This window comes from Enterobacter quasimori (genome assembly GCF_018597345.1).
Classification (GTDB): Bacteria; Pseudomonadota; Gammaproteobacteria; order Enterobacterales; family Enterobacteriaceae; genus Enterobacter; species Enterobacter mori.
Map to the genome: position 1 here is coordinate 346,462 of NZ_JAHEVU010000004.1, position 23,205 is coordinate 369,666.

At 58.5% G+C, this 23,205-nt stretch carries 18 protein-coding genes and 1 pseudogene; 15 read left to right on the forward strand and 4 right to left on the reverse strand.

The features are described 5' to 3' along the window. Positions 1-112: 112 nt before the first annotated feature. The 5 genes from arcA to KK102_RS17295 all read left to right on the forward strand — a co-directional run bounded on the left by arcA (position 113) and on the right by KK102_RS17295 (position 5,404). Complete coding sequence (arcA, locus tag KK102_RS17275; protein ID WP_216358102.1) at positions 113-1,333, forward strand: arginine deiminase; 1,221 nt, start codon at positions 113-115, stop codon at positions 1,331-1,333. Positions 1,334-1,343: 10 nt separating this feature from the next. Beyond that, positions 1,344-2,255 carry a carbamate kinase gene (gene arcC / locus KK102_RS17280; protein WP_216358103.1) on the forward strand — a complete coding sequence of 304 codons (912 nt, stop codon included), beginning with the start codon at positions 1,344-1,346 and terminating at the stop codon, positions 2,253-2,255. A gap of 134 nt (positions 2,256-2,389) precedes the next feature. Then, positions 2,390-3,394, forward strand: coding sequence for an ornithine carbamoyltransferase (gene argF / locus KK102_RS17285; protein ID WP_032651476.1), 1,005 nt, complete (start codon positions 2,390-2,392; stop codon positions 3,392-3,394). Positions 3,395-3,440: 46 nt separating this feature from the next. Then, positions 3,441-4,844: a YfcC family protein gene (locus KK102_RS17290; protein ID WP_126545582.1), complete on the forward strand. Its 1,404-nt coding sequence runs from the start codon at positions 3,441-3,443 to the stop codon at positions 4,842-4,844. Positions 4,845-4,924: 80 nt separating this feature from the next. Then, complete coding sequence (locus KK102_RS17295) at positions 4,925-5,404, forward strand: arginine repressor (protein WP_028015317.1); 480 nt, start codon at positions 4,925-4,927, stop codon at positions 5,402-5,404. Positions 5,405-5,407: 3 nt separating this feature from the next. Here the strand turns inward: KK102_RS17295 and KK102_RS17300 are convergent. Further along, a pseudogene (locus KK102_RS17300) lies at positions 5,408-5,525 on the reverse strand (hypothetical protein). Between KK102_RS17300 and KK102_RS17305 the strand changes: the two are divergent. The 4 genes from KK102_RS17305 to ridA all read left to right on the forward strand — a co-directional run bounded on the left by KK102_RS17305 (position 5,505) and on the right by ridA (position 7,511). Then, positions 5,505-5,609 (forward strand): pyrBI operon leader peptide, encoded by a 105-nt coding sequence (locus tag KK102_RS17305; protein ID WP_185805611.1) that lies wholly within the window; start codon positions 5,505-5,507, stop codon positions 5,607-5,609. The pseudogene KK102_RS17300 and the gene KK102_RS17305 sit on opposite strands and share 21 nt — an antisense overlap. A 34-nt stretch (positions 5,610-5,643) precedes the next feature. After that, complete coding sequence (gene pyrB, locus KK102_RS17310) at positions 5,644-6,576, forward strand: aspartate carbamoyltransferase (protein ID WP_024907262.1); 933 nt, start codon at positions 5,644-5,646, stop codon at positions 6,574-6,576. Positions 6,577-6,588: 12 nt separating this feature from the next. Beyond that, complete coding sequence (pyrI, locus tag KK102_RS17315; protein ID WP_023310197.1) at positions 6,589-7,050, forward strand: aspartate carbamoyltransferase regulatory subunit; 462 nt, start codon at positions 6,589-6,591, stop codon at positions 7,048-7,050. A gap of 74 nt (positions 7,051-7,124) precedes the next feature. Continuing rightward, positions 7,125-7,511 carry a 2-iminobutanoate/2-iminopropanoate deaminase gene (gene ridA / locus KK102_RS17320; RefSeq protein WP_014882305.1) on the forward strand — a complete coding sequence of 129 codons (387 nt, stop codon included), beginning with the start codon at positions 7,125-7,127 and terminating at the stop codon, positions 7,509-7,511. Between the two features lie 50 nt (positions 7,512-7,561). Here the strand turns inward: ridA and KK102_RS17325 are convergent, their stop codons facing one another. Together KK102_RS17325 and mgtA are read right to left on the reverse strand one after the other, a co-directional pair. Further along, positions 7,562-9,946: a beta-N-acetylhexosaminidase gene (locus tag KK102_RS17325; RefSeq protein WP_216358104.1), complete on the reverse strand. Its 2,385-nt coding sequence runs from the start codon at positions 9,944-9,946 to the stop codon at positions 7,562-7,564. A 222-nt stretch (positions 9,947-10,168) separates the two neighbouring features. Next, positions 10,169-12,877 (reverse strand): magnesium-translocating P-type ATPase, encoded by a 2,709-nt coding sequence (mgtA, locus tag KK102_RS17330; protein ID WP_216358105.1) that lies wholly within the window; start codon positions 12,875-12,877, stop codon positions 10,169-10,171. Positions 12,878-13,268: 391 nt separating this feature from the next. Here mgtA and treR point away from each other — a divergent pair, with 391 nt between their 5' ends. The 4 genes from treR (at position 13,269) to KK102_RS17350 (ending at position 18,345) form a co-directional block, all read left to right on the forward strand. Continuing rightward, complete coding sequence (gene treR, locus KK102_RS17335) at positions 13,269-14,216, forward strand: trehalose operon repressor TreR (protein WP_032651468.1); 948 nt, start codon at positions 13,269-13,271, stop codon at positions 14,214-14,216. Positions 14,217-14,343: 127 nt separating this feature from the next. Next, entirely contained in the window at positions 14,344-15,762 is a 1,419-nt protein-coding gene (treB, locus tag KK102_RS17340; RefSeq protein ID WP_216358156.1) for a PTS trehalose transporter subunit IIBC, read from the forward strand. A gap of 51 nt (positions 15,763-15,813) precedes the next feature. Then, positions 15,814-17,463, forward strand: coding sequence for an alpha,alpha-phosphotrehalase (gene treC, locus KK102_RS17345; RefSeq protein ID WP_216358106.1), 1,650 nt, complete (start codon positions 15,814-15,816; stop codon positions 17,461-17,463). A gap of 135 nt (positions 17,464-17,598) precedes the next feature. Further along, positions 17,599-18,345, forward strand: coding sequence for an oligogalacturonate-specific porin KdgM family protein (locus KK102_RS17350; RefSeq protein ID WP_126545591.1), 747 nt, complete (start codon positions 17,599-17,601; stop codon positions 18,343-18,345). Positions 18,346-18,353: 8 nt separating this feature from the next. Here KK102_RS17350 and KK102_RS17355 read toward each other — a convergent pair whose 3' ends face one another. After that, complete coding sequence (locus tag KK102_RS17355; RefSeq protein WP_126545592.1) at positions 18,354-19,013, reverse strand: MurR/RpiR family transcriptional regulator; 660 nt, start codon at positions 19,011-19,013, stop codon at positions 18,354-18,356. A gap of 179 nt (positions 19,014-19,192) precedes the next feature. Here KK102_RS17355 and KK102_RS17360 point away from each other — a divergent pair, with 179 nt between their 5' ends. Both KK102_RS17360 and KK102_RS17365 read left to right on the forward strand, forming a co-directional pair. Then, complete coding sequence (locus KK102_RS17360; protein ID WP_126545593.1) at positions 19,193-20,596, forward strand: PTS fructose transporter subunit IIC; 1,404 nt, start codon at positions 19,193-19,195, stop codon at positions 20,594-20,596. A gap of 10 nt (positions 20,597-20,606) precedes the next feature. After that, on the forward strand, positions 20,607-23,204 hold the full coding sequence (locus KK102_RS17365) for a glycoside hydrolase family 38 N-terminal domain-containing protein (RefSeq protein WP_216358107.1): 2,598 nt from the start codon (positions 20,607-20,609) through the stop codon (positions 23,202-23,204). The last annotated feature ends 1 nt before the right edge of the window (position 23,205 follow it).

Genomic DNA, 23,205 nt, shown 5'->3' on the forward strand with positions numbered 1-23,205 from the left:
ATTTAACTGCCTAGTATGAATTACGAAATCAATTGAGCTTAGCCGCCATGAAATTAAATACGTTACATGGCGCATGCCCTTTTTATTCTGAAAAACAGTTAAAGGAATAATTATGGAAAAGCATTACGTCGGTTCTGAAATTGGTCAATTGCGTAGCGTTATGTTGCACCGCCCAAATTTAAGTCTGAAACGCTTAACGCCATCGAATTGCCAGGAGCTGCTTTTCGATGACGTGCTCTCGGTAGAGCGGGCGGGTGAGGAGCATGACATCTTCGCAAACACGCTGCGCGAGCAGGGTGTGGAAGTCCTGCTATTGACCAACCTTCTGACGCAAACCCTTGATATTGCTGAGGCGAAAGCCTGGCTGCTGGAGACGCAAATCTCTGACTATCGCCTCGGCCCTACCTTTGCCGGCGACGTGCGCGGCTGGCTGGCGGATATGCCGCACCGTGAACTGGCGCGCAGATTAAGCGGCGGATTAACCTACGGTGAAATTCCGGCGGCCATTAAAAATATGGTGGTGGATACCCACACGGCGAATGATTTTATTATGAAGCCGCTGCCGAACCATTTATTTACCCGCGATACCTCCTGCTGGATCTATAACGGCGTCTCTATTAACCCAATGGCCAAACCGGCCCGTCAGCGTGAAACCAATAACCTGAGGGCAATATATCGCTGGCACCCGGCGTTCGCCGACGGCGATTTTATTAAGTATTTCGGCGACGAAAATATTAATTACGACCACGCCACCTTAGAAGGCGGCGACGTATTGGTTATTGGCCGCGGCGCGGTACTGATCGGCATGTCCGAACGCACGACGCCGCAGGGCGTGGAGTTCCTCGCCAACAGCCTGTTCAAACACCGCCAGGCCGAGCGCGTGATCGCCGTTGAGCTGCCAAAACACCGCTCCTGCATGCACCTCGACACCGTCATGACCCACATCGACGTGGATACCTTCTCCGTCTACCCGGAAGTGGTGCGCAAAGACGCCCAGTGCTGGACGCTCACCCCGGACGGACGCGGCGGCCTGCTGCGCACGCAGGAAACCGACCTGCTGCACGCCATCGAGAAAGCGCTCGGCATTAACCAGGTACGTCTGATCACCACCGGCGGCGACGCCTTTGAGGCCGAACGCGAACAGTGGAACGACGCCAATAACGTGCTGACCATCCGCCCCGGCGTGGTGATCGGCTACGAGCGCAACGTCTGGACCAACGAGAAGTACGACAAAGCGGGTATCACCGTGCTGCCCATCCCGGGCGACGAACTCGGACGCGGCCGCGGCGGCGCGCGCTGCATGAGCTGCCCGCTGGAACGCGACGGAATTTAAAGGAGCCATCATGGAACGAAAACCCACTCTGGTTGTGGCCCTGGGCGGCAACGCGCTGCTCAAGCGCGGCGAGCCGCTGGAAGCGGAGATCCAGCGCCAGAACATCGAGCAGGCCGCCCGCACCATCGCCGGGCTGACGGCACAGTGGCGCGTGGTGCTGGTACACGGCAACGGGCCGCAGGTCGGGCTGCTGGCGCTGCAGAACAGCGCCTACGACAAAGTCACGCCCTACCCGCTGGACGTTCTCGGCGCGGAAAGCCAGGGAATGATCGGCTACATGCTCCAGCAGGCGCTGAAAAACAATCTGCCGCAGCGCGAGGTGAGCGTCCTGCTCACCCAGGTAGAAGTGGACGCCGCCGACCCGGCCTTCAGCAACCCGACCAAGTACATCGGCCCGGTCTACAGCGAAGCCCAGGCAAAAACGCTGGCCGCGGAGAAAGGCTGGGTGTTTAAGGCCGACGGCAGCTACGTCCGCCGCGTGGTGCCGTCGCCGCAGCCGAAGCGCATCGTCGAGAGCGACGCCATCACGGCGCTGATCCAGCGCGACCACCTGGTGATCTGCAACGGTGGCGGCGGCGTGCCGGTGGTGGAACACGCCAACGGCTATCGCGGGATTGAGGCGGTGATCGACAAAGACCTCTCCGCCGCCCTGCTGGCACGCCAGATCGAGGCCGACGCCCTGCTGATACTCACCGACGCCGACGCGGTGTACCTCGACTGGGGCAAGCCGACCCAGCGCCCGCTGGCACAGGTGACGCCGGAGCTGCTCAGGGGCATGCAGTTCGACGCCGGATCGATGGGGCCGAAAGTGGCCGCCTGCCGCGAGTTTGTTGAGGCCTGCGGCGGCATTGCCGGGATCGGCGCGCTGAATGACGGCGCGGAGATCCTGGCGGGCGAGAAAGGCACGCTGATTCGTAACTGAGTAACTTCGCCCTCGCCCCTCACCCCTGCCCTCTCCCCAGAGGGGAGAGGGAGCAAACCATCCCCTCGCCCCTCTGGGGAGAGGGTTAGGGTGAGGGGTAAGGTCTTAGACATTAATTTAAAAAGGATTTACCCATGACCATCAACCTGAAAAACCGCAACTTCCTCAAACTGCTGGACTACACCCCGGCGGAGATCCAGTACCTGATCGACCTTGCCATCGAGCTGAAGGCCGCCAAAAAAGCCGGGCGCGAGAAGCAAACCCTGGTCGGGAAAAACATCGCCCTGATCTTTGAAAAAACCTCCACCCGCACCCGCTGCGCCTTTGAAGTGGGCGCGTTCGACCAGGGCGCGCAGGTCACCTACCTCGGCCCAAGCGGATCGCAGATCGGCCATAAAGAGTCGATGAAAGACACCGCCCGCGTGCTGGGCCGCATGTACGACGGCATCGAATACCGCGGCTACGGTCAGGCCATCGTCGAAGAGCTGGGCGAGTACGCGGGCGTGCCGGTGTGGAACGGCCTGACCGACGAGTTCCACCCAACCCAAATCCTCGCCGACCTGATGACCATGCTGGAGCACGCGCCGGGCAAAACCCTGCCGGAGCTGAGCTTTGCCTATCTCGGCGACGCGCGCAACAACATGGGCAACTCCCTGATGGTGGGCGCGGCCAAGATGGGGATGGATATCCGCCTCGTCGCGCCGAAATCCTTCTGGCCGGAAGCGGGGCTGGTTGAGCAGTGCCGCGCCATCGCCAAAGAGACGGGCGCGCGCATCACCCTCACCGACGACGTGGAAGAAGGCGTGCGGGGGACCGATTTCCTCTACACCGACGTGTGGGTCTCCATGGGCGAGCCGAAGGAAGCCTGGGCCGAGCGCGTCAGCCTGATGAAGCCGTATCAGATTAACGCCCAGGTGATGAAGGCCACCGGCAACCCGAACGTCAAATTCATGCACTGCCTGCCGGCGTTCCACAACGAACACACCAAAGTGGGCCGCGAGATCGAGATGGCGTACGGCCTGAAGGGGCTGGAGGTGACGGAAGAGGTCTTCGAATCGCCGAACTCCATCGTCTTCGACGAAGCAGAAAACCGCATGCACACCATTAAAGCGGTCATGGTGGCGACACTCGGCGACTAATCACCGCCCGGCGCGCCGCGGGGTGCGCCGGGTTCAGGAGAACATCATGGGCAAGTTCAAGTTTCCCTCCGCTTACACCATCCTCTTTTTTCTGATTGCCGTTGTAGCCGTGCTGACGTGGGTTGTACCGGCCGGGCAGTACCATATGGCAATGAACGAGGCGCTCGGCAAAGAAGTGCCGGTTGCCGGAACCTACGCGCACGTGGCGGCGCACCCGCAGGGGCTGGTTTCCGTCCTGATGGCGCCGATTGCCGGGCTGTACGATCCGGAATCCGGCCAGGCCGGGGCGATCGACGTTGCGCTGTTTATTCTGATCATCGGGGGATTTCTCGGGATCGTCACCAAAACCGGGGCAATTGACGCCGGGATCGAGCGTGTGACCACCCGACTGCGCGGACGCGAGGAGTGGATGATCCCGATCCTGATGGCGCTATTTGCCGCAGGCGGCACGATTTACGGTATGGCCGAAGAGTCTCTGCCGTTTTACACCCTGCTGGTGCCGGTAATGCTGGCCGCGCGTTTCGATCCGGTTGTCGCCGCCTCCACCGTGCTGCTCGGGGCGGGGATCGGCACCCTAGGTTCCACCATCAACCCGTTTGCCACGGTGATCGCCGCCAACGCCGCCGGGATCCCCTTCACCAACGGCATTGCCCTGCGCGTGGCGCTGCTGGTCATCGGCTGGATCATCTGCGTGGCGTGGGTAATGCGTTACGCCCGCAAGGTGCGCAAGGATCCGTCGCTGTCGATCGTCGCAGACAAACAGGAAGAGAACCGCGCCCATTTCCTCGGCAACAAGGGCGAACAGTCGCTGGAGTTCACCCCGGTGCGCAAAATCATCCTGGTGATTTTTGCCCTCGCCTTCGCGGTGATGATTTACGGCGTGGCGGTGCTGGGCTGGTGGATGGCGGAGATTTCGGCGGTGTTTCTCGCCAGCGCGATTATCGTCGGCCTGATCGCCCGCATGAGCGAAGAGGAGCTGACCTCGACGTTTATCAACGGCGCGCGAGATTTGCTGGGCGTCGCGCTGATTATCGGCATCGCGCGCGGTATCGTAGTGATCATGGATAAGGGCATGATTACCCACACCATTTTGCACAGCGCCGAGGGGATGGTTACCGGGTTATCGACGGTGGCGTTCATCAACGTGATGTACTGGCTGGAAGTGGTGCTGTCGTTTCTTGTGCCTTCTTCGTCCGGCCTGGCCGTTCTGACGATGCCGATCATGGCGCCCCTTGCCGATTTCGCTAACGTCAACCGCGACCTGGTGGTCACGGCCTACCAGTCGGCGTCCGGCATCGTTAACCTGGTCACTCCCACCTCAGCCGTCGTGATGGGCGGGCTGGCGATCGCCCGCGTGCCCTACGTGCGCTATCTGAAATGGGTTGCGCCGCTGCTGGGGATATTAACGGTAGTGATCATGGTGGCGTTGAGCCTGGGTGCCTTGTTGTGATTTGCCGGATGGCGCTGCGCTTATCCGGCCTACGGATCGGTGCGGTGCCACCGGTTATTTCGGGAACTGATATGGGAACTATGATGGATTACGAAGAGTACTCTCCCAAAGAGCAACTACAGCTGACGGTCTGCCAGCGCCTGATCGCAGAAAAGAGCTATCTCTCCCAGGAGGAGATCCGCCGCGATTTGCAGGAGCGTGGTTTTGAGACCATCAGCCAGTCCACCGTTTCACGTCTGCTTAAATTGCTCGGCGTCATAAAAATTAGAAATGCCAAAGGGCTAAAGATTTATTCGCTGAATCCTCAGCTGCGCCCGGCCCCCGACGCCGCGCGCACCGTCTCCGAAATGGTGGTGAGCGTGGAGCACAATAGCGAATTTATCCTTATCCATACCGTTGCCGGATATGGCCGCGCGGTGGCGCGTATTCTGGATTATCACCAGTTACCGGAGATTTTAGGCGTGGTGGCCGGAAGCAGTATCGTCTGGGTCGCCCCCCGGGTCGTGAAGCGCACCGCGCTGGTACATAAGCAAATTAATTATTTGCTTAGAATGCATTAATATTCATAAAGAACCGTTTGCATTGAGTAAAGCGTGCATTAAATCGCTTGATCCGCAAAACGAGCTGCGTATAATGCCCGACAATTTGCCGGGAGGAAGCATGGTCAAGCGTGTACGACATAACGTCTTACCGCGTCTGAAATCAGACGCTGGCCTGCCGTTTTTCTTCCCGTTGCTAAACCTATTCCCAGAGCCCCTAGTTTGAGGGGCTTTTTTTTGCCCGGCGTCAGGAGATAAACATGAATCCGCTTTATCAAAAACACATCATTTCCATAAACGACCTCAGCCGCGAAGAGCTGGAACTGGTTCTGGAAACCGCGGCAAAACTGAAGGCCAATCCGCAACCGGAGCTGCTGAAGCACAAGGTGATTGCGAGCTGCTTCTTTGAAGCCTCGACCCGCACCCGCCTCTCCTTTGAGACCTCCATGCACCGCCTGGGGGCGAGCGTGGTGGGCTTCTCGGACAGCAGCAACACGTCGCTGGGTAAAAAAGGCGAGACCCTGGCGGATACCATTTCAGTGATTAGCACCTACGTCGACGCGATTGTGATGCGTCATCCGCAGGAGGGCGCGGCGCGCCTGGCGACCGAGTTCTCCGGCGGCATTCCGGTACTGAACGCCGGTGACGGTGCCAACCAGCATCCGACGCAGACCCTGCTGGATCTGTTCACCATTCAGGAGACCCAGGGCAAGCTCGAGAACCTGAATATCGCCATGGTCGGCGACCTGAAATATGGCCGCACCGTCCACTCCCTGACCCAGGCGCTGGCGAAATTTAACGGCAACCGCTTCTACTTCATCGCGCCGGACGCGCTGGCGATGCCGCAGTACATTCTCGACATGCTGGACGAGAAAGGCATTCAGTGGAGCCTGCACGCCAGCATCGAAGAGGTGATGAGCCACGTGGATATTCTGTACATGACCCGCGTGCAGAAAGAGCGTCTGGATCCGTCCGAATACGCCAACGTGAAGGCGCAGTTCGTGCTGCGCGCCAGCGACCTCGAGGGCGCGCGCGACAACATGAAGGTGCTGCATCCGCTGCCGCGCATCGATGAGATCACCACAGACGTGGATAAAACGCCGCACGCCTGGTACTTCCAGCAGGCCGGAAACGGCATCTTCGCCCGCCAGGCGTTACTGGCACTGGTTCTGAATCGCGAATTGGCACTGTAAGGGGAAACGACCATGACACACGATAACAAACTCCAGGTTGAAGCCATCAAGCGTGGCACCGTGATTGACCACATCCCTGCGCAGGTGGGCTTTAAGCTGCTGACGCTGTTCAAACTGACCGAAACCGACCAGCGCATCACCATCGGCCTGAACCTGCCGTCAGGTGAAATGGGCCGCAAGGACCTGATTAAAATCGAGAATACCTTCCTGACCGACGAGCAGGTTAACCAGCTGTCGCTGTACGCGCCGGACGCCACCGTCAACCGCATCGACGAGTATGAAGTGGTCGGTAAATCCCGCCCGAGCCTGCCGGATCGCATCGAAAGCGTGCTGGTCTGCCCGAACAGCAACTGCATCAGCCATGCTGAGCCGGTTTCCTCCAGCTTTGCAGTGAAAAAACGCGCCGATGACATCGCGCTCAAATGCAAATACTGTGAAAAAGAGTTTTCTCATTATGTGGTGCTGGCCAACTAATTGAGGTTGGTAAAGGATCCCGGCCTCCCTATAATGGCCGGGACTCTTAAATCAGCTGTTATTCTGGAGAAATCATGACCAAAGTACTCGCGACGGAAAATGCACCAGCGGCTATCGGCCCATACGTTCAGGGCGTTGATCTGGGCAGCATGATCATCACTTCGGGCCAGATCCCGGTGAACCCAAAAACCGGTGAAGTCCCGGCCGACGTGGCGGCTCAGGCGCGCCAGTCGCTGGAAAACGTGCAGGCTATCGTTGAATCTGCCGGTCTGAAAGTAGGCGATATCGTCAAAACCACCGTTTTCGTGAAGGATCTGAACGATTTCGCGACCGTTAACGCTACCTACGAAGCGTTCTTCACCGAGCACAACGCCACCTTCCCGGCGCGCTCCTGCGTGGAAGTGGCGCGTCTGCCAAAAGACGTGAAAATTGAAATCGAAGCGATTGCCGTACGTCGCTAATTTGCTTTGTCGACGATAAGGCAGCCTGGGGCTGCCTTTTTTATGGCCCGCTACGGATTCCGCGTGGCGCGAAGCAGCGTCTCAAGCGGATAGACCGCCGCAATCACCACTTCGTCCTGCACCTTCGCCGCGTTATCCAGTTCGCTCTGAATCGAGGCGATCTCTTGATCATCCAGCGTGCCCTGGCGCGCCACCAGATCCGTCAGCCGCAGGCCAATTGAGGCCAGCTTATCCACCTCCTGGATCACCGGCTTCATCGCCTTCAGCTGATAGCTGTTTTCGCTTAAGGCCAGCGCGTCGCTGGTGTTGCTCTGCCAGCGGTTAAAGACGTGGCGCAGGGCGTCGGCGCTTTCCGTGTCTTCCGCATCGCTCACCAGACGGTCCGCCCATTTGTGCATCTGGCGCACGGTGGCGCTTTCGGCGTTCAGCGCATCCGCAAAGCGGTTGAGGGGCTCGAACTGATGATAGTTTCCGGCCTGGAACTTCAGGTGCTGACGGGTGTAATACTGCGCGGGCTCTACCGCCTGCGCGAGGATCTGCAGCGGCAGGGTGTCGGCATTACCGGCGAGGCGCGTGAACTGCACCTGCTGCTGGGTATGCTGCTGTAGCCCGACCGACACCGTCGACCAGCTGTCCATCGCCTGCAGGCGGGTGTACATGTTGTCGACATCGTTGACGTCCTGCGCCGACCACAGCCGCTCTGCCACCGCAAACGTACGCGGCCACAGGCGGATATCCAGCACCGGCGCCACCACGTTTTCCGCCCACAGCGCCGCTTCACCGCCGAGCAGGTTGGCCTGATTCGCCACGTCCGGCACGACCGGCGGAACGCCTTTCGGCACGTCCTCCAGACGCGTGCCGCTGATTGGGTAGCGCGTATTCCCGACAAGGAAATAGCCGGAGAGTTTGTCGTTATCGACGGTGACGACCGGGCGCGTTTCGCCCATCCACGTATCGACGGTAAACGTCACCTGGCTGTCATCCCGCCACTCAATGTTCTGCACCGCGCGACGGGATTTCCCGGCAAAATCAATAAACCCGCGCCAGCCCGCATCCCCTTTCACCAGCGTGAAGCTCCCCTCCACCGGCTTGCCCTTCAGGCGCGGCATGGAGAAGGCCCAGCTCTGGGCGCTGTCGGTGTCCGCTATCACGTCCACGCCGTTTAAGCCCTGCGGGACGATCTCGTTGCGGTAGTGATAGGCGGTGGACTGGGGCTGGTCGAGATAAAAGCCGGTCGACAGAATGCCCTTGTAACCGCTCTGCGCCACCTGCCCCAGCGCGTCCTGCCCCTGCCAGGACTGGATCAGAATGCTTTTCGGCAGGTCAGGATGGTAGATCTCATCCCAGCCGACCATCTGGCGGTGATGCTTCTCGAGGAGCGTTTCCAGCTTGCGGTTGAAGTAAGCCTGCAGCGCGTGGCTGTCCGCCAGCTTTTTGTCGCGCATAAACTGCTGGATAGCCGGGTTCGCTTTCCACTGGCTGTCGTCCACCTCGTCGCCGCCGATGTGCAGATACGGATCGGGGAAGATCGCCGCCAGTTCGCTGATCATCGCGTCGGCAAAGGTATAGGTTGCGTCTTTTGTCGGATCCAGCACCGGCTTCAGCACGCCCCAGTGGCGTTCCATGGCGTACGGTCCCGGCGCGCTCATCAGCTCCGGGTAGGCCACGGCAATCGCCGAGGCGTGGCCCGGCATGTCGATCTCCGGCACCACGCGAATGCCGCGCTCGGCGGCGTAACGCACCACCTCGCGCATCTGTTCAGGCGTGTAGAACAGCCCGTCGCTGGCAAGCTGCGTCAGCTTAGGGTAGCGCTTCGAGCTGAAGCGCCAGCCCTGATCGTCGGTCAAATGCCAGTGCAGGACGTTGAGCTTCGCCGCGGCCATGCCGTCGATCTGGCGTTTGATATCCGGCAGCGGAATAAAGTGACGCGCCGAGTCCAGCAGCAGCCCGCGCCACGGGAAGCGCGGTGAATCTTCAATGGTGACCCACGGCAGCGAGGTGTTTTCCGCGCCGTTCTGCATCAGCTGGAGCAGGGTTTCCATGGCGCGCAAGGCACCGAAACGGGTGTTGGCGGAGATAGTCACGCCGTTAGCATCCACCGTGAGCTTATAGCTTTCATCGCTGTCCGGCAGCGGCTGCGGCTTTACCTTTTTAGCGATGGCAATGCGGATAGTCGGTTTGTCTGGCTTTTCAGCCTGAGGCTGCAGCGTCCAGCCGGTTTGCAGGGCGATGCGCTGGCGCAGGCGGTTGACGGCGTCGCCCAGATCGTCGCCGCTAACGCTGACAGAGATTTTATCGTTAAGCACCAGCGCGCCCTGGGTCGTCGGGCGTTCGACCTTCGCAGGCCAGGGCATTAAGGGGAGATCCCCTGCCGGGGCGGCAAAGGCAGAGGCGCCGAGCATCAGCCCGGCGGTTAAGAGACTGTACCGTAACATGAATGTTCCTTATCTGACGGGCCAAATACAGGCAAAACATTCTGTTAACATGCGCTCAATTTGTCGTCAAGCGATTGCGCCGACGGAGATCACAGGTTGTTGAATTTGAGAGGAAAGCCAGTCCCCTCACCCCGGCCCTCTCCCCACAGGGGCGAGGGTGAAAGGCAGCACCGAGCGGTCCCCTCTCCCTTTCAGGGAGAGGGTTAGGGTGAGGATATGTTTTTACTGCCACCCATACCGACGCGCATAGAACCCTTTCACCATCTGGGTCAGCACCATATAGCCTGCGAGGATCGCCACTAGCCACGGGAAGTAGCTCAGCGGCAGCGCCTGCAGCTGCAGGTAGCTCGCCAGCGGTGAGAACGGCAGCGCGATGCCGAGCGCCATCACAATCCCCGTCATCACAATCAGCGGCCATGCGGCGCGGCTCTGGATGAACGGAATGCGGCGCGTGCGGATCATATGCACAATCAGCGTCTGCGACAGCAGCCCTACCACGAACCAGCCGGACTGGAACAGCGTCTGGTGTTCCGGAGTGTTGGCGTGGAACACAAACCACATCAGGCAGAAGGTAAGAATGTCGAAGATGGAGCTGATCGGGCCAAAGAACAGCATGAAACGACCAAGATCTGACGGATTCCAGCGCTGCGGCTTCTGGATCTGCTCGTCGTCCACGTTATCAAACGGGATCGCCACCTGAGACACGTCGTACATCAGGTTCTGGATCAGCAGGTGCAGCGGCAGCATCGGCAGGAACGGCAGAAACGCGCTCGCCACCAGCACGCTGAAGACGTTACCGAAGTTGGAGCTGGCGGTCATCTTGATGTACTTGAGCATATTGGCAAAGGTACGGCGCCCTTCGATCACGCCCTCCTCCAGCACCATCAGGCTCTTTTCCAGCAGGATGATATCCGCCGCTTCGCGGGCAATGTCCACCGCGCCGTCCACGGAGATACCAATATCCGCCGCACGCAGCGCGGGCGCGTCGTTGATGCCGTCGCCCATAAAGCCCACCACGTGCCCTTCGCGACGCAGCAGCGTGACGATGCGCTCTTTGTGCATCGGCGTCAGGCGGGCAAACAGCGTGGTGCGCTGGGCAAGCTGCGCCAGCTCGTCGTCGGAGAGATGTTCAATATCGCTTCCCACCACCACGTCACCCGCGTCCAGCCCCACCTCATGGCACACTTTGGCCGCCACCAGCTCGCTGTCTCCGGTGAGAATTTTGACGGTAATACCGCTCGCCTTCAGCGCCTTCAGCGCCGGTGCGGTGGTCTCTTTCGGCGGATCGAGGAAAGCGATGTAACCCTCGAGGATCAGATCGGATTCGTCGATGCGCTGATAGTCCCCCTCACGCGCGGGCAGGAACTTGCTCGCCACCGCCACCACGCGCAGCCCCTGACGGTTCAGGTTGTCGGTGACGCGCTTGATGCGGCGCAGCATGGTGTCGTCCAGCGGCACGATCTCGCCGTTATGGCGAACCTGCGTCGACACGTTGAGGATCTCCTGCAGCGCCCCTTTGCAGATCAGCTGGTGGACGTCCTGCTGCTCGCTCACCACCACCGACATGCGACGGCGCTCGAAGTCGAACGGGATCTCATCCACCTTCTGCCAGCGGCCGGAGAGCGTGCGGGCGGACTCTTCATCTACCCCTTCCAGCACCGCGACGTCGAGCAGGTTTTTCAGCCCGGTCTGATAATGGCTGTTCAGCCACGCGCTGTGCAGCACGCGCTCGCTGGTTTTGCCGGCGATATCCGTGTGGTTCTCCAGCACGATTTTGTCCTGCGTCAGGGTGCCGGTTTTATCGGTGCAGAGAATGTCCATCGCGCCAAAGTTTTGAATGGCGTCGAGGTGTTTGACGATCACCTTCTGTTTAGAGAGCTTCACCGCCCCGCGCGCCAGCGTGGAGGTGACGATCATCGGCAGCATTTCCGGCGTCAGGCCGACGGCCACGGAGAGCGCGAACAGCGCCGCTTCCCACCAGTCGCCCTTGGTGTAGCCGTTGATCAGCAGCACGATCGGCGTCATCACCATCATAAAGCGGATCAGCAGCATGCTGACGCGGCCAATGCCTTTCTGGAAGGCGTTCGGCTCGCTCTCCTGCTCGCTGACGCGCCCGGCAAGCTGACCAAACCAGGTGTTGCCCCCGGTGGCGGTGACAATTGCCTGCGCGGTGCCGCTGACCACCGTGGTCCCCATAAAGCACAGGGTGTCGCACTCGAGCGGGTTCATCTGCTGCGGGTCGCGGCTGCGCGCCACCTTTTCAACGGGCAGGGATTCCCCGGTCAGGGAGGCCTGCGCGACGAAGAGATCGCGTGCCTGGATGATGCGTAAATCCGCCGGGATCATGTCCCCCGCGGCCAGCTTTACCAGATCGCCCGGCACCAGCTGGTCGATAGGCAATTCCACCCAGGCGTTTTCGCCGAGATCGTTGATCACGCGCGAGACGGTCGCGGTGTTGCTGACCATCGCCTTCAGGGCGTCCGCCGCTTTGGTGGAGCGGGCCTCCTGAATAAAGTTCAGCAGCGTGGAGATGCCTACCATCAGGGCAATCACCCCTGCAGCAAACAGATCTTCCGTCGCATAGGAGATGAGGCCGAGCACGGTCAGCAGCAGGTTAAACGGGTTGCGGTAGCAGAGCCACAGATGCACCCACCACGGAGACGGCTTTTGCGCCGGAATGAGGTTATCGCCATGCACGGCGCGGATTTTTTCCACTTCTGCCGCGTTCAGCCCTTCCGGGTGCCCACCAAAAGCGCGCCAGACTTCGTTTTCATCCATCGCCGCCACGTTCAGGCAGCGTTCGGTCAGGGACGCGGGGATCGCCGCTCCCGCCATGCTTTTGGCGTTTGGCAGCGGGTCGCGCTGGACAAGACGGTGTGGCAGGTGGCGGCTCAGCAGGGCCTGCAGCTGCCGGGTGATATTTTTAAACATAGTCATTCCTCCGCACCCGCGAATGCGGACGCAGCATTTCCTTCAGGCGTGGCAAGGCCGTACCTGAGAGGCACTCAATTTTTCAAGCAGGAACGTTTGGGACGTTGCTGCCTCACATCACCGGTGAGTCAGCAACAGGCTGGCTTACCGGAAAGAACGCATTCTCCCGTTCAGGAGAGGTGTGGGATCGGGATCCATGAAGCCTCCGGTAAGTAAAAATCAGGGTGTCGCCGCGCAGTATAAGGATTTAACCATACCGTTTGTGGCTAATCGGGCGGTATTATAACTCCACGCAAATAAACCGAACGTAAACCAGACTTTGCCCATAGCGAAATCGCGCTATAGCATTAGGCTCAATTGACCATTTTGTCGTTGTTACAGGGAATACAGCATGCAGAACCGCCTTACGATTAAAGACATCGCGCGTTTAAGCGGCGTGGGGAAATCAACCGTCTCACGCGTGCTGAACAACGAAAGCGGCGTCAGCGAACGCACCCGCGAGCGCGTTGAGGCGGTCATGAACCAGCACGGCTTTTCCCCATCCCGCTCCGCGCGCGCCATGCGCGGGCAGAGTGACAAAGTGGTCGCCATCATTGTCTCGCGTCTGGACTCTCTGTCTGAAAACCTCGCCGTGCAGACCATGCTGCCCGCCTTCTACGAGCAGGGATATGACCCGATCATGATGGAGAGCCAGTTCTCGCCGCAGCTGGTGGAAGAGCACCTGGGTATGCTCCAGCGGCGCAACATTGACGGCGTGGTGCTGTTCGGCTTTACCGGCATCAAAGACGAGATGCTAAAACCCTGGCAGCCGTCGCTGGTGCTGCTGGCGCGCGATGCCCACGGTTTTGCCTCCGTCTGCTATGACGACGAGGGCGCGATTATCACCCTGATGCAGCGCCTGTTTGACGAAGGCCATCGCCACATCAGCTTCCTCGGCGTACCGCACGCGGACGTCACCACCGGCAAGCGCCGCCATGAGGCCTATCTGGCCTTTTGCAAAAAGCACAACCTCTCCGCCGTGGCCTCCCTGCCGGGGCTGGGCATGAAGCAGGGCTACGAGCAGGTCGCCAGCGTCCTGACGCCGCAAACCACCGCGCTGGTGTGCGCCACGGATACCCTGGCGCTGGGCGCGAGTAAATATCTGCAGGAGCAGCGTATCGATAACCTGCAGGTGGCGAGCGTCGGCAGCACGCCGCTGATGAAGTTTTTGCACCCGGAAATTATTACCGTCGACCCGGGCTACGCCGAGTCCGGCAGACAGGCCGCCGCGCAGTTGATCGAGCAGATCAACGGGCGCGCTGAGCCGCGTCAGATCGTTATTCCTGCCCACCTTTCTTAACCCCCGCTCAACGGTTTATTGTGATCTTCGCCCGATTTCGGGAACGTTCCCATTTTCGCCGTCACGCTGAAGGAGTAGGCTTGCGCTCAGGTCATTACCCCCTCAACATCTGTCATGAGGTTTCATGATGAGTAAAGTCAAACAAGCAGATATCGATCAGTTGATCGTCCTGGTCGGCGGCCGCGAAAACATCGCTACCGTCAGCCATTGCATTACCCGCCTGCGCTTCGTGCTGAACGATCCGGCCAAAGCCAATCCGAAGGCCATTGAAGAACTTTCCATGGTTAAAGGCTGCTTCACCAACGCCGGTCAGTTCCAGGTGGTGATTGGTACCGAAGTGGGCGATTACTATCAGGCTCTGCTGGCAACGACCGGGCACTCCTCCGCCGATAAAGAGCAGGCGAAGAAGGCCGCGCGCCAGAATATGAAGTGGCACGAACAGCTGATTTCCCACTTCGCGGAGATCTTCTTCCCGCTGCTGCCGGCGCTGATCAGCGGGGGCTTAATCTTAGGCTTCCGTAACGTCATCGGCGATGTGCCGATGAGCGACGGCAAAACCCTGGCGCAGATGTACCCGGCGCTGCAAAGCATCTATGACTTCCTGTGGCTGATTGGCGAAGCGATCTTCTTCTACCTGCCGGTGGGGATCTGCTGGTCGGCGGTACGCAAAATGGGCGGCACGCCGATTCTGGGTATCGTGCTGGGCGTCACGCTGGTCTCTCCACAGTTAATGAACGCTTACTTACTTGGGCAGCAGGTGCCGGAGGTGTGGAACTTCGGCCTGTTTACCATCGCCAAAGTGGGCTATCAGGCGCAGGTCATTCCGGCCCTGCTGGCGGGCCTGGCGCTGGGCTTTATTGAAACCCGACTGAAGCGCATCGTGCCGGATTACCTCTATCTGGTGGTGGTGCCGGTCTGCTCGCTGATTCTGGCGGTGTTCCTGGCGCATGCCTTTATCGGTCCGTTTGGCCGCATGATTGGCGACGGCGTGGCCTTCGCGGTGCGTCACCTGATGACCGGCAGCTTCGCCCCGATTGGCGCCGCGCTGTTTGGCTTCCTGTACGCCCCGCTGGTGATCACCGGCGTGCACCAGACCACGCTGGCGATTGATATGCAGATGATCCAGAGCCTCGGCGGCACGCCGGTCTGGCCGATTATCGCCCTGTCTAACATTGCTCAGGCGTCCGCGGTGACCGGCATCATCATCGTCAGCCGCAAGCACAACGAACGCGAGATCTCCGTTCCGGCGGCCATCTCCGCCTACCTCGGCGTCACCGAACCGGCGATGTACGGTATCAACCTGAAATACCGCTTCCCGATGCTCTGCGCGATGATCGGTTCCGGTCTGGCGGGCCTGGTGTGCGGACTGAACGGCGTAATGGCAAACGGGATTGGCGTCGGCGGCCTGCCGGGCATCCTCTCCATCCAGCCCGCTTACTGGCAGGTGTTCGCCCTGGCAATGGCCATCGCGATTATCGTCCCAATGGCGCTGACTACCGTGGTTTACCAGCGTAAGTTCCGTCAGGGCTCGCTGCAGATTGTTTAACTCTCTCTTTCGGGGCGCAGTTGCGCCCCTTCGCATTTGCAGGAACACACTATGAATACCCTTCCTCACTGGTGGCAAAACGGCGTTATCTACCAGATTTACCCCAAGAGTTTCCAGGACACCACCGGCAGCGGCACAGGCGATTTACGCGGCGTGACGCAGCGTCTGGACTACCTGAAAACCCTCGGCATCGACGCCATCTGGCTGACGCCGTTTTATATCTCCCCGCAGGTGGATAACGGCTACGACGTGGCGAATTACACCGCCATCGACCCGGCGTACGGCACGCTGGATGATTTCGACGAACTGGTCGCCGAGGCGCACCAGCGCGGCATTCGCATCGTGCTGGATATGGTGTTCAACCACACCTCAACCCAGCACCCCTGGTTCCGGGAATCGCTGAACAAAGAGAGCCCGTACCGCCAGTTCTACATCTGGCGCGACGGCACGCCTGAGCAGTTGCCCAACAACTGGCGCTCCAAGTTTGGCGGCAACGCCTGGCGCTGGCACGCGGAGAGCGAGCAGTATTATCTGCACCTGTTCGCGCCGGAGCAGGCGGACCTCAACTGGGAGAACCCTGAAGTGCGCGCCGAGCTGAAAAAAGTGTGCGCGTTCTGGGCCGACCGCGGCGTCGACGGCTTGCGCCTCGATGTCATTAACCTGATTTCGAAAGATCAGGATTTCCCGGACGACAACATCGGCGACGGCCGCCGCTTCTATACCGACGGGCCGCGCGTTCATGAATATCTGCAGGAGATGAGCCGCGACGTCTTTACCCCGCGCAACCTGATGACGGTAGGCGAGATGTCCTCGACCTCGCTGGAGAACTGCCAGCAGTACGCGTCGCTCGACGGAAGCGAGCTGTCGATGACCTTTAACTTCCACCACCTGAAGGTGGACTACCCCGGCGGCGAAAAGTGGACGAAGGCGAAGCCGGACTTCGTGGCGCTGAAAACCCTCTTCCGCCACTGGCAGCAGGGGATGCATAACAAAGCCTGGAACGCGCTGTTCTGGTGTAACCACGACCAGCCGCGCATCGTGTCGCGCTTCGGTGACGAAGGAGAATACCGCGTTCACGCCGCGAAGATGCTCGGGATGGTGCTGCACGGCATGCAGGGCACGCCGTATATCTACCAGGGTGAAGAGCTGGGGATGACGAACCCGCACTTCAGCCGCATCACCGATTACCGCGATGTGGAAAGCCTGAACATGTTCGCCGAACTGCGCGCCAACGGCCGCGATCCGGATGAATTACTGGCGATTCTGGCGAGTAAGTCCCGGGATAATGGCCGCACGCCAATGCAGTGGGACGCGTCTCACAACGCGGGCTTTAGCGAGGGCGAACCGTGGATTGGCGTCTGCGACAACTACGAAACCGTGAACGCCCGCGCGGCGCTGGACGATGCGGATTCCGTCTTCTATACCTATCAGTCGCTGATTAGCCTGCGCAAAACCCTGCCGGTGCTGACGTGGGGGGATTATGAGGATCTCCTGCCGGAACACCCTTCTCTGTGGTGCTACCGTCGCCAGTGGCAGGGGCAGACGCTGATTGTTGCGGCAAACCTGAGCCACGAGCGCCAGCAGTGGCAGCCCGCACCGGGAGCATGGCGGGTTGCACTCAGCAACTATGAGGACGTTCCCTCCCGCCCCGATACGCGGCTATTGCGCCCGTTTGAAGCCATCTGGTGGGTGCAGGAATAAATATCAGGAGATACAGCATGCTGTATCTCCTTTTTTATGTTTAGCGATACGCTAAATGTACGACGATAACTTTTACATCGTGGTGTACCCAAAATAAAAATAGCCCTGCCATTTAAATAACCTCGGCAGGACATTATGAAAAAGACAATTATTAAAGCAACGTGTATTAGCACATTATTATTAAGCACGCAGGGATGGTGCGGAAATACGTCTGTCGACCTTCGCTTTGGTCATAATACGCGCTCAGACGTCAATGATTCACGTATTAAGGTCATGCATCAGGCGAATAACGGTTTTTACTTCTCCGTTGAAGCCGCACAAAACCACAACGATACCTTTTTTGGTGATACCGACCGATATAATCCAGACGACAAGGGGTTAACGGAAGCGGCGCAGGAGATCGAAACGCGCTGGCGCTTCGATCTGGGCAATGGCTTCGCCGTTGCGCCTGGTATGGTGACGGTTTTCACCACCAGCAATACCCATTACCGCCCCTTCATTCAGGGCTGGAAAGCGTTTGATAACGGCCTGAATCTCTCCGCGCGTTACCGTTACAACACCGTCAATGACGCGCACAGCGACAAAGAGCTAGACGGCAGCGGCTACACCCGCCGCCAGTCACACCAGTTCGACATTTGGTTCGCGTATAACATTGGCAAATTCGGTATGTCCTATAATCCACGCTTCCGCTGGCAGGATAATGTCGATCAGGGAACCGGGGATGATACCTACTGGGAACATACCGTCGCATTCAACTACAAGCTCGACGATGGCTGGACGCCTTACGTCGAACTGGTTTCGCTGGATAAAACGTACATCACTGCTGATGGCAATCATGAAAATGATTATGCCGTACGTCTTGGAATAGTGAAGCAGCTCTGATGACCTGACTACACCGTATCGTGCTGCAGTAGCCTGCAGCCGATACGGTCCACGGCGCTTAACAGTTCAAGCTGCCCTTCCCGCTGATACAACGATACCGCGTTAATGTCGATCAATAACGGCCAGCATAACGTTGAAATTGCCGCCAGTGTCGACTCATCGCGGGTAATCGCAATAATCTTTAGCCCTTTGCGCAGCGCGTTACGCGCCATTTCAATCAGCGACTGCGTCTCCCCAGATTTACTGATCAACACCAGCGTCCCCTTCGATACCCGTGTCAGCTGGTGCATGTCATTCAAAATAAGGTGCGGCAGGCTCGCCAGCGATAAAAAGCGCGACAGGTAGTTGAGGCTGGTGAGCGAGGCACCGCGTGCGTAAAGATAGATATGGCTGGATTGCATAAGCAACCTGGACACCTCTGTCACAATATCATCCGCCTGCGGCCCCACGTCAGGCTCTACGGGCGCAGGTGTAAAATGATCGCGCAAAAAACGATACCGAAGCTCGGTATAACTTTTATACCCCATTTTTTTACACACACGATTAACGGATGTGGTCGTTGTAAAGGTATCCCGGGCAATCTCTTTTGCCGATATATTAGAAATATTACACGCGTGATGCTGAATGTATTCAAATATCAAACGTTCACTTCCCTGGAATGAATTCATAAATTACGCCCTGTTTAATCCCGGCATGATATTAACACATTGGAAAAATAGTCTCTGGAAGGCGCTTCACACATTGCATTTACGCGTATCACGATACGTAATTAGTATTAGCAAACATTAAAAACTGATTTAGGTTCTCTTTATACTTTCCCTGTTTTCACATCCAGGGAATTATGACAATGACGAAACAAAAAGTTGTCGCGGTAACGGCCTGCCCGACAGGCATCGCACACACCTTTATGGCGGCGAATAAAATTATTGCATGGGCTAAAGAGCACAATATCGAGGTCAAGGTCGAAACGCAGGGCAGCGACGGGGTTAAAAACCGCTTAACAAAACAGGATATCGCCTCCGCCACGGCCATTATTCTGGCAACCGACGTTCCCATTCAGGATGCCGAGCGTTTTGAAAACATTCCCCACCTTCAGACCCGCACGCAAGAGCTGATCAAACATACCGATCGCTATCTGCGTCAGGCGCTGGCAATGGAAAAAAACGTCACTGCCGCCTGCGTAGCAGACGAAGACGATCATCAACGTTCGGCTTACCAGGTCTTTATCGGCCATATCATGGCGGCCATCAGCTACATGCTGCCGGTGGTAGTCATGGGCGGGCTAATGATGGCGACGGCCAAAATTACCGGGCAGTTTATTAACATTGAACATTCACCATTCAGCGTACTGGATAAAGTGGGCTTTATGACCATCAAGTTCATGTACCCGGTCTTCGCCATGTATCTGGCATTTTCCATTGCCGGTAAACCGGCGCTGATCCCCGGGCTTATCGGCGGCATCATGTCCGACGAAGTCTATAAGCGCTTCTTTGATATCGAAGGCTTTATGCCGTCCGGCTTTTTCGGCGCGATCGGCATCGGCTTTTTTGTGGGCTATCTGGTGCGCTGGCTTAATGATTCGATTCACGTCCGTCAGCAGCTCACCACCATTAAAACCATGCTGGTCGTCCCGCTCATCACCGGCATTACGCTGGTAATGGTCATGGAATACCTGATTAACCCCATTTTTGGCTCCCTTAACCAGCTGATGGTGGTCTTTTTTACCTCGGCAGGTGACACCGGACGCGGGTTCTATTCTGCGATGATCGCCGCGGGCACCGCGTTCGACCTGGGTGGGCCGGTCAACAAGGCCGCGGGCTCGGTCGCGCTTGGTCTGAATGGCATCAGCGAGACGTTTGATTTAACCGCCCGCGAACTTTCCATCGTGATCCCCTCCATTGGCGTCGGCTTTGCCGCATTCCTTAACGGCCGATTTGGGCTACCGGATGTCTTCAGCCGGGAAGAGAAAACCGTTGGCAGCACCTCGTTATTGCTGGGCGTTATCGGGATCTCGGAAGGTGCGATCCCGTTCATCCTGAAAAATCCACGACTGATCCCGGTATTCATGACCGGTGCCGTCGCCGGCGCGCTGGTTGCGATTGCCCTTGGCGTGAAGCAGACGCTGCCGCTGCCGGCCATCTGGGGCTGGCCGCTGGCTACCAATGTGGCGGGCTATCTGGCGAGCGTCTTTATTGGCGCACTGATTTGCGCCCTGGGCGTGCTCTATGTCAGCCCAAAGAACGCCAGGTGAGGGAAGCGTCATGAATCAGATCCACGTCATTGCCCATACGCACTGGGACCAGGAGTGGTATTTCACCCGTCAGGACAGCATGGTGCTGGCGTCGTATAACTTTGCGGACGTCATCGACACGCTGGAGCAGGACCCGGCTTATTGTTGCTATCACCTTGACGGGCAGATGGCGGTGGTGGATGACTTTCTCGCCATGAATCCCGATTATCGCGTCAGGCTGGAAGCACTGGTCAGAGAAAAAAGGATATTTGTGGGGCCGTGGTATACCCAGACGGACACCTACAACGTGCATGGCGAATCGATCATTCGCAACCTCAAATACGGCATCTTCGCTGCCCGTACGCTGGGGCATGCCATGCAGGTCGGGTATCTTCCGGATACCTTCGGCCACAATGCGCAAATGCCCATGATTTTGCAGGGCTGCAATATCGACAATATCGTATTCTGGCGCGGTATCGATCATGACAGGCACGCCAAAAGCAGCCAGTTCCTCTGGCGCGCGCCGTCAGGGGCGACCGTTATCGCCTGCGCGATGGCGTTCGGTTATGGCGCGGCGAAAAACATGCGTTCGGAAGCCTGCCACCTGCAGGGTAAAATCTACCCGATGGTCAATCTTCTGCGTTCACGATCGGGTATAAACGACCTGCTTCTGCCCTGCGGCGGCGATCAGGTCAGCATCGACCCGGCGCTGCCGAAAATCCTGACGATCGCCAGCGCACAGTCCCCGGAGCAGGATCGTTACCTCATCAGTTCGCTGGAGCACTACGTCAACATTCTGCGCGAGCAGCGTGAACAGTTCGACCTATGGGAAGGAGAACTGAAATCACCGCGTTACACCCGCATTCATAAAACGATCGGCTCCGTGCGCTACGACATCAAAAAGAAAAATGATGAGGTTGAGCAGTTCATCCTGCGGCAGCTGGAACCGACAATCGCAATGGCGCGTCATCAGGGTATCCCGGTCAACCTCTCAGTGGTCGATACGCTCTGGAAGAAACTGTTGCGAAGCCACGCCCATGACTCCATCGGCGGCTGTAACAGTGATGCCACCAACCGCGACATACTGCATCGGCTGGAGCAAACCGAACAGCTGTGCCACAGCCTGTGGAACCTGGTGGTAAAAACCCTGGCCGCCGCCTGCGCTAAGGAAGGCAACCTGCTGATTTTCAACCCGCTGGCTACCCCAACGCAGCGCGTGGTGAAAACCACTCTCTATAGCCGCGCTGAAAATATCACGATGACGTATCAGGGCCAGCCCATCCCCTTCTACGTCCTGAAAAGAGATATTCTGCCTGGCGGAACGGCGATCTCCCTTACCGCTGACGGTGAATGTGAAACGCCCCTTCCCCCTTATTTTCGCTGGCAGGTTGCTTTGCAAACCCCTGTTTTACCGTCAGTCGGCTATCTTAGTATTAATGTTGAAGATAACCCTGCACCATTCCGGGAACCTGAACAGACAAAAGGCAGCGAGATAGAGAATGCGCATTATCGATTAACGCTGAACGACGGAACGCTCACCCTGCACGACAAACGCAGCGGCAGATGCATTCCCTCTTTCTTTACCCTCGAAGACTGCGCGGATGCGGGTGACAGCTATGATTTCTCACCGCTTGCGGGCGACGCGCCGACGCGCTGTTCGCATTTCACGCTCGTCGACCGCCTGAAAACGCCGCTTGTCGAAAAGCTGGTCGTCGGGGCCACCCTGCTTCTTCCGCCGGATCTCGCAGGCCGTCAGGAAAATACCCGAACGCCGTTATCCATTCGTCTGGTATGCGAACTACGCCATGACGATCCAAACCTGTATGTTGAGAGTACGTTGGAAAACAGCCACTGCGATCACCGGCTACGTTTACTGATCGGCAGCGATATTCACACCCGCCACGCCATCGCCTCGCAGCCATTCGCGATCATCGAGCGCGAAACGGGGTGTAACGCTCAAGACTGGCAGGAGCACTATCGCGAGATGCCCGTGGATATCGAAACCAGCGAGGGCATTATTGCTATCGCGGAAGCGGGCAAAGCGCTGGTGGTGAATAGCCGCGGCATGAAGGAGTTTCAGATCATCGGCAGCGAACCGGCGACTATTGCTCTGACGTTGTTTAAAGCGACGGGCGTGCTCGGGCGCAACGATCTCGATTGGCGACCCGGTCGGGCGTCCGGCATTAATAATACGGTGGTTGAGACCCCTGATGCCCAGTTGCTGAAACCGCTGTGCTTTTCATTCACCGTCGCGCTGGCCGACAACGCCGGACATCTCACGCTTCGCCAGCTGGAAAATCAGGCGGCCGGACAGCCCTTCACCTATCAACGTCAGATGCTGCACACGCTCGATCACCGTCTTGACCGCTTTTCGTTGCGTCTGCCTGAACGCAGGCTCCCGGCAGAATTCTCGCTATTGACCCTGCCGGAGCCGCTCATCCTTTCCGCTCTGCCCCATGCGCAGCAGCTGCATGGCACCGTCGTGCGGGTGTTTAACGCCGGCACGCAGCCGGTTCCCGTCCCGGAAAGTCTGGCAGCGCTCCGTCAGATCAACTATCTCGAAGAGCCCGTACAGCCGGTAACGGCGATCCCCCCTTTCGCAACCTGCGATTTTTTGCTGGAGGCTTAAT